We start from the raw sequence: 13,402 nt of genomic DNA, 5'->3' as shown, positions 1-13,402 counted from the left end.
TTATTTTAACAAGCCTATTGTGGCTGCGGTACTAAATTGTTTAATTGAGCGCTTTTTGTAAAACAATAAAATTTAGCAGATGCCTGCTCAAGGTTTAAGTTCATCGAATCAAGTTGATGATTGTTTACAATATCTGTCCATGTGATCACTGCAGCAAAATTACCGTTATGTAATGCTGAACTAAGAACGTACTCAAGATTAACTAAATGTTTTTGTCTGATCACAAGTAGTTTGCTGGTATCAATCGAACACGAATCTAGTAAGGCTTTACTAGGAACATGATCAGGAGCAATTAATAGTGTCCATGCATTTTGGCTATTGTAATGATGCAATACTTTTAATAGCTCAAAGGTTGCTGAAATTTCGTCTTCAATTTGAATTAAATTAACAGACGCTTTGTCGTTATCTTGTTGGTAGCTTTTAACTGTTCTTAAGGTAATTGGCTGTAACATAACTTTCACTCACTGGTTGTTTATACAGTATGTGTATACAGTAGTTTATACAGTGTTTTTGCGCAAGTACTTTTTTGCTATTTTTTAACCAATGATTCAGTTTTATTTTAGATAAAATTATTTAATTGTTATTAAACAGTTGCTTATGGTTTTATTTTGAAGGTGGGGAAAGGTGAAAAATTTACCATTAAATCCATACAGTGTTTTATACAGTACTGTGTAAACTGTTAAATTTTGATTCTATACAGGTGTTTTGCATAAAAAAGCCGGCATAATACCGGCTCTTTAGCTTTGCAATTTTGCTACTTATCTAAGTAGGTATTTAAGAACTCAAGGTATGCATTTGAGGCTTTTATGCGGTTTTCTTTTTTAGTAAAACCATGGCCTTCATCATCGAATAATACATATTCGACAGGCACACCATTTGCCTTTACAGCGGCAACAAGTTCATCGCTTTCAACTTGTAAAACGCGTGGGTCGTTAGCACCTTGGATCACCATTAATGGCTTGGTGATGTTTTTAGCATGAAATAGTGGCGAAATGGCACGGTGACGTTCACCGTCTGTCGCGGGGTCGCCCATTTCATCATACAGTGCCTTTTTAAAGCTTTCCCACCATGGTGGAATCGAGTTTAAGGTTCTAACCCAGTTTGTTACACCAAATATATTAATGCCTACTTTGAACTCTTCAGGTTCAAAGGCAAGTGCTGCGGCGGTCATAAAGCCACCATAGCTGCCCCCCATGATGCCAATTTTATCAGCATCAACCCAATCTAGGCTTTGCAGGTGTTTTTTACCGTAAACAATATCTTGTAAATCGTCAGTGCCGTGTTTTTTATCATCTAAATGGAAGAAGGTTTTACCATAGCCTGAGCTGCCACGGTTATTAACTGCAAAAATGGCATAACCATGATTGACTAAATGCTGCTGCATTGCACTATAGCCTGTACGACTTTGGCCGCCAGGACCGCCGTGCACCCAAACTAAAGCTGGTACTTTGTTGTTGCTGTTAGCTTGCTTAGGCTTATATAAAACCCCGGGGATTTCTAAACCATCAAAGCTTTTAAAGCGCACAATTGTGCTTTCAACCAAGTCATTTTGAGCAATGGCATCACTTAATGTGTTGGTTAATTGTTTAGCTTTTGATTCACCGAGTTGCCACACAAATAGGTTACTTGGCGAGGTATCTGAATTTAAATAAAACGCCATGGTCTTTTCATCAGCTGAAAAGTTCACACCACGTAAGTTACCAGCAGGCAGCGATGGCATGGCAATACCTTTACCTGTGGTGGTATCAATTATCGACACTTTAGTGCTTGCGTCAGCATTAACACCGCTTACTTGATAACGGCCAGATTTAGAGAAGTAGATAAAACTCACATCCCACTCATCTTTGAGGGCAGGGCTGTGCTCGCCGGTCGTTAAGTCATAGCGCCACACTTCTGCGAACTCACCTTTGGCATCGGTTGAGTAATACAATGATTTACTGTCTCTGGAGAAGGTTTCTGGGCCATACTTAGCGTCGTCGTCATGACGGGTGATAAGCTCTGGTTTCAGTGTTTTTTTACGCGTATCGAGAATAAATACATCGCTGTCTTTGTTCGAATTGTTTTTCGATAAAGCAATAAATCGACCGTCAGGGCTGATTGCGCCGACATCTAGCCCCATAGTATTTTGGTAAACAGGCGTTACTTCATAACTGTTAGCATCAACACGATATAGGTCCATAAACTTAGCATCACGCTGATTGCTGGTTATAAAAAAGTGTCTACCGTCTTCTGTGAAGCCTGCAAATCCTGCACGGGTTTCTTCACCTGGCGTAAGATCTTTAACTGTGCCGTCTGTTTCGCGAACGTAGATGTGATAACGCTCGTTACCGCCTGAATCTTTAGTAAATAGTACGCGCTCATCTTTAGGGAAATAAGCCACAGCATACGTACTGTCTTCAAAGTCTGTTAAGCGGGTTTTTTTGGCGGTTTTTATATCTACTTCGTATAGGCTATAAATACCGCTTTCGTCACTGCTAACGAGTATTTTGTCGCCTTTTGGTGAAAAGCTGCTGCCCATGATTGAGGTTGTATCAAAAAAGGTTTCAGCGTCATACTGTTTAACAGTTTGGCTTTGTTGCACGCTTTCGGTGCTGCTAGTTGATGGGGTTGATTGTGAACATCCTGCAAGTGCAAGGCTAAGTGCGCATGCAACAGCTGCTAGTTGAAAACTCGGTTTCATTGTAATTATTCCTTGTTAATTTTTCGTTATCAAGTGTTGCCTGTTCATAATCTAAACGCAAGTTTTACCCGTTCGATATTTGTTACAAATCATGTAAATAAATAGGGACATGAGTGTGCTACTATTTTTTCATTATTAAAGGAATAAACATGATTGAAATTAACAACCTCAATAAGCGCTTTGCTTCAGCCCACGTTTTTGAAAACTATAATAAGCAATTTCAAGGTAAACGAGTTTGTTTACAGGCAGCCAATGGCAGAGGAAAAACAACATTACTGATGATGCTAGCTGGCCTTGAAAAGCCACAATCAGGGCAGGTTTTATATAATAATGAAGCATTAAAATCGCCGCAAAACATTGTTTCAATTGCTAGCGACCGTATTGCTCTGCCGGATTTTTTAACCGCGCGACAAGTTATTGAACTTAGTTGCAAGGCGTTAAAGAAAGACATGCCTGAGCAACTCATTACTGGATTTAACTTTACAGAGCACCTTAAAACTCGTTTTAGTGCTTTGTCGAGTGGAAACCAAAAGAAGTGTCAGCTTATCACTGCTTTTTTAAAGCAAGCTCCATTTTTGCTATTAGATGAACCGAGTGCTGCACTTGATCAAACAAGTATAAAATTTTTGCTGACCTTACTTGATGACTACCTTGATGATAAACCTAATGGGCAAATTATCATTACAAGCCACGAACCAGAAGTGTTTATACAGCACGGTTTTGAGTGCACATCACTATGATAAACTCCCTTGCAAGTTACTTCTCATTCCTTTCTTTTCGATACTTAGCATATACGACCACCCTCAAGAGCATGCTGTCTCAATTAAAGAGTTTTAGCTTGTTGTTTGCACTGGTAATGGGCCCAGCTTTTCTTGGTATGGTTTTATTGTTGTTTCTAGGACTTGGTAAAATAGTCGATAGCCATGCAGCACCTGGTTACGGTGCAAAATTAGCAGTGATTTATCTTTTACTTGAATCAGTAATGTTATGGGCCATGGCACCAGCCATTAAAAATGTGCAAAATAGGGCATTTCAGCGAAGTCTATATAAATCCTCTTGGCGAGTATGTGTTGACTGTAAGCTACTACTTTTAAGTAATGCTTGGCTTATTGCCAGTTTACTAATAGCAGTCGACCTATCGTTAAAGCAATGGCTACAAGTGCCTCATTTTATACTGTTTATGCTGTTGCAGTGGCTATGTGGAGTATTTGTTCTTTATAGGCCACGTGCACTTTTTTATAGTTTATTACTCAGTTCTATCTTGGTATTACTGCCTGCTAGTTTAACTTCACTGCAATACTATCTAAGTTTTATTGCAATTTTCGGCTGTTCGATTTTACTCCCACCTGTAAGAATCAGTCATAAATTAAAAGTACACTCGCTTGCTTTGTTTTGGCTTAGTTACTTTATACAGCATAGCTGGAGCTTAATATGGCGTGGTTCAGTCTTGCTAGCATGCTTGCTCGCGTTATTACATCTAATTGCAGTGCGTAATGACTTTAGCGACTTCAGTATGCGTGTTGCTAACAAGCTCGCTGCAGTTCGATTGCTTGGCTGTTTTTAAAAAATATCGGCTGTTCTTTCAAAGCAATAACCAAGATAAGCCGTTTTATCTAAGCCAGTTTTTACCGAGCCTTATATTTTTTGCTATGGCTTTCATTGTCGTTATAAGCATGCTTGGCACTAACTTGATTTACATCCCTATTGGGGCAGTGTGGTGTGTATTGCAACAATATTTAGCGCAAAAAAAACCAGCGCAATTTGCGCTGGTTTGGTTTTTCATAACAATTGGAATTGTTTTACTAGCTTAAGCGGCGTCTGCTTTTTTATCGCTCTCGCCGCGGGCAACACTGCCAGCAACTAAGTCTGCAGGGTCAAAATCGTCAACGTTAATAACGTCAAGACGGGCTTTTTCAACTGCAGCTAGTTTGTCGGCTTCAGCTTGGCTTAAAATGCCTGCTTCTAGGCCCATTTGCGCTACTTTATCAAGCTGGAAGAAAGGCAGTTTTACGCCTTTTTCACGGCATACCTTGTCAAACAGAGGCTCAACTTCAAGGATGTCTTTAAGCGTTTGCTCTTGACGACCAACAAGGTTAAGTGGCTCGTTTTTAAGATAAATGTAGTTAGCTAAACGGTTACGAGTTTCGCTTGGTACTTGTAATAAGTGAGCAAGTTTGTGCTCAAGCTTATCAGTAGGCTTACGTACTGGACGACCGAATGGGAATAACATGATTTTTAGCATCGCACGTAGTGGTGCAGATGGCATGTTATTGATTAAGTCAGCGAGTGCACGTTGGCAGTGGTAAAGGTGATCTTGGCAGCTCCATTGAACAAGCGCAAAATCTTCTTTTTTACGGCCTTCGTCGTTGTAACGTTTAAGTGTTGCAGATACAAGGTATAAGTAGCTTAGTAAGTCACCTAAACGTGCAGAGATACGCTCTTTACGTTTTAATGAACCACCAAATACTGCCATGCTGATATCTGACATTAATGCTAATGATGCACTGAAACGTGACGCAACACGATAAAACTCGGCTGTTTCGTCTTTGTATGGTGTACTTGTGAAGCGAGCATTTGTTAATGCTAACCACTTAGTACGAACAAGGTTCGAAATAGTAAAGCCAACGTGACCCATTAACGCTTTATCGAATACTGCAAGCGCTTCTTCGCGGTCTTCAATTGCACAAGCACCTAGCTCAGTTAACACAAATGGATGACAACGAATTGCACCTTGACCATAAATGATCATGTTACGCGTTAATATATTTGCACCTTCAACGGTAATTGCAATTGGCGCACCTTGGTAACCGCGACCTAAGTAGTTGTTTGGACCAAGCATGATGCCTTTACCACCATGAACATCCATGCCGTGAATCGTTGCTTCACGCATTTGCTCAGTTAAGTGGTATTTGATAATCGCAGATACAACCGATGGTTTTTCACCAAGGTCAACAGCCCCTGTAGACATGCTCACTGCAGCATCAGAGCTATATGCGTAACCTGCAAGTTTTGCCATTGATTCTTCAACACCTTCCATTTGACCAATTGGTAAACGGAATTGACGGCGAATACGGCTGTAAGAGCCTGTTGCAAGCGCAATTGTTTTAATGCCACCTGTTGAGTTAGACGGCAATGTAATTGCACGACCAACAGATAAACATTCAACAAGCATACGCCAGCCTTGACCAGCCATTTTCGGGCCACCAATGATGTAATCAAGTGGTACGAAGATGTCTTTACCGCGAGTAGGACCATTTTGGAATGGTACGTTTAGCGGGAAGTGACGACGGCCAATTTCGACCCCTGGAGTATCTGTAGGGATCAGCGCACAGGTAATACCAGGTTCTTTGTCATCACCTAGTAAACCGTCTGGATCTTGTAGTTTAAATGCAAGACCAAGTACAGTCGCAACAGGAGCAAGAGTAATGTAACGCTTGTTCCACGTTAGGCTAATACCAACAACTTCTTCGCCGTTCCATTGACCTTTACAAACAACACCGTAATCTGGAATTGCACTTGCGTCAGAACCGGCTTCTGGTGATGTTAAAGCAAAACATGGAATTTCTTGACCACTTGCTAAGCGTGGTAAGTAATGATCTTTTTGCTCTTTAGTACCATAGTGCTGAAGTAATTCGCCCGGACCTAATGAGTTAGGTACACCTACGATAGAAGAAAGTAACGTTGATTTACTAGTTAGCTTTTGCAGTACACATGATTGTGCATAAGCAGAAAACTCTAAACCGCCGAATTCTTTTTTGATGATCATGGCAAAGAATTTATTATCTTTTAGATATTGCCAAACATCTTGCGGTAAATCAGTTAGTTCGTGAGTTGCGTGCCAGTCATCTAGCATGCTGCACACTTCTTCAACTGGACCATCAATAAACGCTTGCTCTTCGATAGTCAGTTTAGGTGCTGGGTATTGGTGTAATTTGTTCCAGTCAGGACGACCGCAAAATAGATCCGCTTCCCACCACGTCGTACCGGCATCGATTGCTGATTTTTCAGTATCCGACATCGTCGGGGTTACTTTTTTGAAAGCAGCGAAGATAGGTTTGATGATGTATTGTTGACGAACGCCAGTCACAGAAAGTGGCACAGCGATAAGTAAGAATAGTAGCCAACTAATTGCGCCAAACGCGCCAGCAAATGTGCCAACAAGTAAAGTCGCAACGGCAATACCTAAGCAGGTATTCCAGCTTGCTCTGTGGTAACTCGCAATACTAAGCAGCACGAGTAAACCAAGTAAAAATATGAGAGTCATTGATTATTCCTTAATAGAGGTCAGACCACCTCTTTTAGAGTAGCGCTAGAAAAGCGAATTATCAAGAGGGGAACAAGGATTAAAACGGCTTGTTTGGTGAGTTTTATTATTTTAAAAATGGCTATCAGTGCAAAAACATTTACAGCAGATGAGGAATTGTTGAGTAATTACTTATAATCAGCGCCGTTATACTTACGATTAGTTTTGAATTGCTCAGATAGTTCTGAAAATCTCAGCATAGCAGTTGCCATCTTTAACGCTATGTTTAACAATGAGCGCAGGCAGGGATCAGCCCATCATGCCTTCCTTCGATTAGTTTTATAGGTTAAGAGTTCTATGTGTGAGTTGCTTGGCATGTCGGCCAATGTACCAACGGATATTTGTTTCAGTTTTTCAGGATTATTAGAACGCGGTGGTAATACTGGCCCGCATAAAGATGGCTGGGGCATCACTTTTTACGAAGGCAAAGGCTGTCGTACATTTAAAGATCCTGAGCCAAGTTGCCAATCAGAAATTGCCAAACTAGTTAAAGCCTATCCAATAAAAAGTATTTCGGTGATAAGCCATATTCGCCAAGGTAATCGTGGCCGAGTGTGTCTTGAAAATACCCACCCATTTACTCGCGAGTTATGGGGCCGTGAAATTACGTATGCGCACAACGGGCAACTATCGAATTATCATGATTTAAAACCAGATTACTATCGACCTGTGGGGAATACAGACAGTGAACTGGCGTTTTGTTGGCTGCTCGATAAAATTCGCGAAAAATACCCTAAACGCCCATCAAATATGGCGTCTGTATTTCGTTATGCTGCAAAGCTTGCTCATACGCTGCGTGAGAAAGGCGTATTTAATATGCTGCTCACTGATGGTGTTTATGTTTTAGCTTATTGCACCAATAACCTACATTGGATCACACGCCGTGCACCGTTTGGTAAAGCGACATTAATTGATGCAGACATGGTGATTGATTTTCAAAAAGAAACCACACCGAACGATGTGGTTACTGTGATTGCAACAAGGCCACTCACTAATGATGAACGCTGGCAGAAAATGGAGCCAGGTGAGTTTGCACTGTTTAAAATGGGCGAAAAAATCTAAATAAAAGATGAAGCGCTACTCAGGCGCTTCATTACTCACTTCATTATTTGTTACGGCGACTGGCGTGGTCACGGTGAATGAATTAAGCTGCACTTCAAATTGCTCTACGCCTTTTTCACCTTTCCACATACGAACTAGCATGTAGTCCATTTCTGGGGCAAACCAAGCAAGCGCTTGACGTTTGTCGTTATCGTATAAACGTTTTACTTTAATCGCTTCTACATTGCCGATGGGCAATGAAATCATTTCTGTGCCGACAACTTCAAAGTCATAATTACGAAGGTTGCCTTTTTTATCAATCAGTGGATACGATAATTGCGTTTTACCTTGTTTTAGCTCTTCGCGTACTTGCACTTGATAAGACAGTGAATCTTGAAAATCATCTGACCAATCAATTTTAAGAGGGTATTTACTTTGGCTGCTTTGAACTTGCTTTTGCGTAGCATCAAATTTTAAGCTGTACTCTTTATCAGGGCCGGTGCCCGAACGCTCCATAGTGTAACTTAGCGGAGAAATTTTCTGATCATGATAAGTAAACATGGATGTTTCTTTTCGTGAGTCTGAAAAAATCATCCATTCGATTTCACTGTGATAAGTGATCACGTAGTTACCGTCTGAGGCTTTTTTCAGCTCGCGTACTGCTTTACCATGGGTTTCGCCTTTACGAAGTACATCGTATTTGGCTTCGTATTGAGTGAGGTCGCCAGCTAATACACTGGTAGGAAGTAATAAAGTGCCCACACAAGCGAGTAGGGCACTTAGATTTTTATTCTGGGTAGTGCGCGCCGTGTGCAGGAAGTTTCTTTTCGTCAAAAACTGCATAATCTGCTTCCATCTTGAGTCGTTGTTCACTGAACCACTTGACCACCAACGGATAGATTATATGTTCTTGCTGATGAACACGTTGTGCGAGTGTCTCTGCGGTATCGTTTTCGAGTACCGGCACTTTGGCTTGAAGAACAACGGGACCGCCGTCTAGCTCTTCTGTGACAAAGTGAACACTAACACCATGAACGTCATCTTTTGCATCTATCGCTCGTTGGTGGGTATTCAGCCCTTGGTACTTAGGCAACAAAGAAGGGTGAATGTTCAACATTTTTCCCTTAAACTTTTGCACTAAGCTAGGTGTAAGAATACGCATAAAACCAGCTAATACAACTAGATTTGGTTCAAAATTGTCAATAATGTCCATTAACTCAGCATCATAGGCCTCGCGCGAGTCAAAATCTTTATGGCTTAGTACACGTGTTTGTATACCTGCATTTTTTGCTCGCTCAAGGCCATAGGCGTCGGCTTTATTACTAATTACAGCGGCGATTTCGGCCTTTATCTCACCACGCGCACACGCGTCAATGATGGCTTGAAGGTTAGAACCGCTACCAGAAATTAATACAACAAGACGACAAGGGGTCATTAGTCACGACCACCTAAAATTTCTACTTGCTCTTCGCCTGCTTTCGCATCTTGGATCTCACCGATATGCCATGCATTTTCGCCAAGATCTTTAAGGATTGTTAAGCTTTGCTCAAGTTTGTCAGCTGGAACAACTAAAACCATGCCTACACCACAGTTGAATGTACGGTACATTTCGTGTGTTGTGATGTTGCCGTTTTCTTGTAACCAGTTGAAAACAACAGGCCATTCCCAGCTATCACCTTTGATTACTGCTTTTGCAGATTCAGGAAGTACGCGCGGGATGTTTTCCCAGAAACCACCACCCGTGATGTGAGATAACGCATGTACGTCAACCTGCTTGAATAGCTCAAGTAGTTGTTTAACGTAGATACGAGTTGGCTCTAAAAGGTGATCGCCAAGTGTTTTGCCTTCAAGCTCAGCGCTCGTGTCTGCGCCAGATACTTCAAGAACTTTACGAATTAATGAGAAGCCGTTTGAGTGAGGACCACTTGATGCAAGAGCGATTAATTGGTCGCCTGCAGCAACTTTAGTACCGTCGATAATTTTTGATTTTTCTACAACACCAGTACAGAAACCAGCCATGTCGTAGTCTTCGCCGTCGTACATACCTGGCATTTCAGCAGTTTCACCACCGATTAATGCACAGCCAGAAAGCTCACAGCCTTTACCAATACCTGTTACAACATCAGCCGCAGTATCTACGTCTAATTTACCCGTTGCATAGTAATCAAGGAAAAATAGTGGCTCTGCACCTTGTACAATAAGGTCGTTTACACACATAGCAACAAGGTCGATACCCACTGTGTCGTGCTTTTTAAGATCGATTGCTAAACGTAGTTTTGTACCAACACCGTCTGTGCCAGCAACCAGTACAGGCTCTTTATAGCCAGTTGGTAGTTCGCAAAGTGCGCCAAAACCACCGATACCGCCCATTACTTCAGGACGTCTGGTTTTTTTAACTACGCCTTTAATACGCTCAACAAGTGCATTACCGGCATCGATATCTACGCCCGCGTCTTTATAGCTAAGAGACTGTTTTTGTTCGCTCACAGGTTTTCCTCAAAAAAGTTGCATGTGGGTTGCTTAGAAACGCGCGTATTTTACAACAATTGCACTGGCGCGGCTAGTTGAAAAATCACTTTAACCGACTTGACAAGGACAGTTGTCCGGTTTTTTGTTTTCAAGTTCCAAGGCAAAAGTATCAGGCAAATGAACTTTTAACCTTGAAACTCGAAACTTCTCACTATTTGTTAAGCTTTCGCGGTTAAAATAGCGCGAAGAGGGGCAGGGTAACCTTCAATGGTTTTGCTGGTGTCATTAGGGTCTAAAAAGTCGACTAATGATTCGTTTTCCATCCACTGGGTTTTGCGTTGTTCTTCAAGGGTTGTGATTGCACAGTCTTTAACTTGTACATCTTTAAAACCGACGCGTTCCATCCATAGTTTTAATGCCGCGGTGCTTGGGATAAACCATACATTACGCATTTTTGCATAGCGGTCGGTTGGCACTAAAACTGTGTGCTCATCACCTTCAACAACCAGTGTTTCAAGGACTAACTCACCACCAGGGCGAAGCTGTGCTTTTAATTGCGCTAAAAAGTCGATAGGCGAACGACGATGATATAAAACACCCATCGAAAAAACTGTATCGAATGCTTTTAGCTCTGGCAGAGCTTCAACACCTAACGGCAATAAATGCACGTTTTCATCTTGGTGATAATGCTTTATCGCTTGGAATTGGCATAAAAATAAATCGGATGGATCGATACCCACCACAAAATTTGCGCCTTCACCGCGCATGCGCCACAAGTGATAACCCGAGCCACAGCCAATATCAAGCACAGTGCGGCCTTTTAACGGTTCGATATGAGGCAGTAAACGATCCCATTTCCAATCACTGCGCCACTCAGTATCAATCTCGATACCGTGTAAGCTAAAGGGGCCTTTACGCCATGGCATCATGCGCTTTAATAAATGCGTTAACTGTTTTTGCTGACCTTCAGATAGCTCATCACCGGTGCCAATTTGTACTTTATCCTGAAGATTTACATGGTTTGTGCTTACCTCAGGTAAGTTTTTCAGCACTTTTTGCCATTTCGGTAAATCGCCGTGGCTGGCTTCGAGTTCCCAGTGCTTTAATTGACCTGGCAAAGTTTCGAGCCAGTGGCTAAGCGGGCTTTGTGCAATCGCAGCGTAAAATTGGTTAAACCATTGAGACATGAAATACTCTTTATATCGTTGTGATGATTACTTGATTGCAATCATCGAGCAGAAGTTAAAACATTGATACCACACTTGCGTTTGGCTAAAACCAATTTCACTTAATCGGTTTAAGTGGGTAGATAAATGATCAGGACGCATGACATTTTCGATAGCCGTACGCTTTTGGCTGATCTCAAGCTCCGAATAGCCGTTGTGACGTTTAAAATCATGGTGTAAATCAATGAGCAAATTATCGCATTGCTCATTTTCACCTCTAATTTTTTCGCTCAGCAGCAAAACACCGCCTGGTTTTAAATTTGCGTAAATCTTTTCAAGCACCGCTTGGCGCTTTTCAGGTGGAATAAACTGTAGTGTAAAGTTCATCGCGACCACAGAGGCATTCTCGATAGCTAAATCGTTGATATCACCCAGTGTAACCGTGACCGGCACGTCAGAGCGAAAACCTTGTAAATGTAATTTACAGCGCTCAACCATCGCTTCTGAGTTATCGACGGCAATAATATTACAGTTATCAGTGCGAATATTGCGGCGCATACTTAACGTTACAGCACCAAGAGAACAGCCTAAGTCGTATAGGTTTGAATTGCTTTGCGCGTACTCACCAGCCAGCTTACCCATGGTGCTAACAATGGTTGCGTAACCCGGCACCGAGCGCTGGATCATATCAGGGAAAACTTCTACTACATGTTGGTCAAAGCTAAAGTCTTTAACCGCTTGCTCAGTGGCATAAATACTGTCTTTTTGCGTCACTTGAACAGTCTCTTTAAAAAATAATACCGCTATTTTAGCATTTTTAACTGGATAGTCAGTGATAAATTCAGTAGCTTGGCTAGAATTATCAATAACAAGTACAAAAAAGAGAAGTTTAATGACAAAAAGCAAAGTGATCAGTACAGAAGATATCTTATCAACTCTGTGTCATTCAGTGACTGGAGTTCTGTCTTCAGCAAGCGGTAACAGTATTAGTTATTCTGCCATGGTTCAAAAAATCACCCGCACCTGTATGCGCCCAGATATTGGCTGTTTTGTATTGTTCGATGGTGGCTTTACCGGTCTTGTGGTAACAAACTTCACAGCGCAAGCTGCCATGGAAATTTACCATGACTACATGCGTAACATGGGAATGCCAGAAGAAGAAATTGCACAAAGCCATTTATCAGATGATGTGGCAAACGTACTTGGCGAACTGATGAACCAAATCGTTGGTGACTTTACGTCAAAAGTACGCGACCAGCTGCATACTTCTATCACGCAAAACCAACCTAAGATGATGGCAATTAATAAGCAGGTGCAAATCTCTGTTGATACCACTATGGATAGACCACAAGCACGCCGTGTGACCTTCACCACAGCGAAGCAAAATATCTTCTATCTAGAATTAGCCATGGATAAAACTGAATTTATCAAACTACATGACTTTGATATTTCAGAAGCGGTTGACCCGGATGACATCATTGAAAACGAAGCTAAACAAAAAGCTGAAAAGCAAAAAGCATCATCACAAGCAGACGATGCAGATGATGATTTTATGGCAGAACTTGGTTTGTAACTCAAAGACTTGAGCTGTCAGCCATCAGCCGTCAGATAAAATAGAGGCGCGGGTCAGACCGCGCTTTTTTGTTTTCGGCCCTAAACCACCTACTTCAGTAGGTGGTTATCATCATTTAGGCTTTGCCTGAGAAAATACTCATGTTAATTCCTTATTTGATTTTTAGCGAA

General features: G+C 41.6%; 11 protein-coding genes and 1 pseudogene. 4 read left to right on the top strand and 8 right to left on the bottom strand.

Annotated elements, in window-relative coordinates:
* Positions 1-14: 14 nt before the first annotated feature.
* Both BIZ38_RS16240 and BIZ38_RS16235 read right to left on the bottom strand, forming a co-directional pair.
* Positions 15-452: a SulA-like leucine-rich domain-containing protein gene (locus BIZ38_RS16240; RefSeq protein ID WP_054551944.1), complete on the bottom strand. Its 438-nt coding sequence runs from the start codon at positions 450-452 to the stop codon at positions 15-17.
* Positions 453-754: 302 nt separating this feature from the next.
* On the bottom strand, positions 755-2,680 hold the full coding sequence (locus BIZ38_RS16235; RefSeq protein WP_187490750.1) for an alpha/beta hydrolase family protein: 1,926 nt from the start codon (positions 2,678-2,680) through the stop codon (positions 755-757).
* Between the two features lie 149 nt (positions 2,681-2,829).
* On the opposite strand from BIZ38_RS16235, the gene BIZ38_RS16230 reads away from it, so the two are divergent.
* A complete protein-coding gene (locus BIZ38_RS16230; protein WP_187490749.1) occupies positions 2,830-3,420 on the top strand; it encodes an ATP-binding cassette domain-containing protein in 591 nt (196 codons plus the stop codon).
* Positions 3,417-4,491 (top strand): annotated as a pseudogene (locus BIZ38_RS16225) (DUF6136 family protein). Before BIZ38_RS16230 ends, BIZ38_RS16225 begins: the two are co-directional and overlap by 4 nt.
* On the opposite strand, the gene fadE reads toward BIZ38_RS16225, so the two are convergent.
* Complete coding sequence (fadE, locus tag BIZ38_RS16220; RefSeq protein WP_187490748.1) at positions 4,488-6,944, bottom strand: acyl-CoA dehydrogenase FadE; 2,457 nt, start codon at positions 6,942-6,944, stop codon at positions 4,488-4,490. The pseudogene BIZ38_RS16225 and the gene fadE sit on opposite strands and share 4 nt — an antisense overlap.
* Positions 6,945-7,280: 336 nt before the next feature.
* Between fadE and BIZ38_RS16215 the strand changes: the two genes are divergently transcribed.
* Positions 7,281-8,045, top strand: coding sequence for a class II glutamine amidotransferase (locus BIZ38_RS16215; RefSeq protein ID WP_054551596.1), 765 nt, complete (start codon positions 7,281-7,283; stop codon positions 8,043-8,045).
* Positions 8,046-8,060: 15 nt separating this feature from the next.
* On the opposite strand, the gene BIZ38_RS16210 is transcribed toward BIZ38_RS16215, so the two are convergent.
* The 5 genes from BIZ38_RS16210 to cmoA form a co-directional block, all read right to left on the bottom strand.
* Entirely contained in the window at positions 8,061-8,867 is an 807-nt protein-coding gene (locus tag BIZ38_RS16210; RefSeq protein ID WP_187490747.1) for a DUF3108 domain-containing protein, read from the bottom strand.
* Positions 8,812-9,459: a phosphoribosylglycinamide formyltransferase gene (gene purN, locus BIZ38_RS16205; RefSeq protein ID WP_054551594.1), complete on the bottom strand. Its 648-nt coding sequence runs from the start codon at positions 9,457-9,459 to the stop codon at positions 8,812-8,814. The genes BIZ38_RS16210 and purN overlap by 56 nt, the downstream gene beginning before the upstream one ends.
* Complete coding sequence (gene purM, locus BIZ38_RS16200) at positions 9,459-10,511, bottom strand: phosphoribosylformylglycinamidine cyclo-ligase (protein WP_054551593.1); 1,053 nt, start codon at positions 10,509-10,511, stop codon at positions 9,459-9,461. The genes purN and purM overlap by 1 nt, the downstream gene beginning before the upstream one ends.
* 200 nt (positions 10,512-10,711) lie before the next feature.
* On the bottom strand, positions 10,712-11,680 hold the full coding sequence (cmoB, locus tag BIZ38_RS16195; protein WP_054551592.1) for a tRNA 5-methoxyuridine(34)/uridine 5-oxyacetic acid(34) synthase CmoB: 969 nt from the start codon (positions 11,678-11,680) through the stop codon (positions 10,712-10,714).
* Positions 11,681-11,707: 27 nt separating this feature from the next.
* On the bottom strand, positions 11,708-12,433 hold the full coding sequence (cmoA, locus tag BIZ38_RS16190) for a carboxy-S-adenosyl-L-methionine synthase CmoA (protein WP_054551943.1): 726 nt from the start codon (positions 12,431-12,433) through the stop codon (positions 11,708-11,710).
* A 118-nt stretch (positions 12,434-12,551) separates the two neighbouring features.
* Here cmoA and BIZ38_RS16185 point away from each other — a divergent pair, with 118 nt between their 5' ends.
* Positions 12,552-13,232 carry a DUF3334 family protein gene (locus BIZ38_RS16185; RefSeq protein WP_054551591.1) on the top strand — a complete coding sequence of 227 codons (681 nt, stop codon included), beginning with the start codon at positions 12,552-12,554 and terminating at the stop codon, positions 13,230-13,232.
* Positions 13,233-13,402: the final 170 nt, after the last annotated feature.

It is taken from the genome of Pseudoalteromonas sp. BZK2, assembly GCF_014349195.1.
Classification (GTDB): domain Bacteria; phylum Pseudomonadota; class Gammaproteobacteria; order Enterobacterales; family Alteromonadaceae; genus Pseudoalteromonas; species Pseudoalteromonas simplex.
The sequence above is the reverse complement of the archived record's forward strand: the minus strand, read 5'-3'. Positions and strand labels throughout refer to the sequence as shown.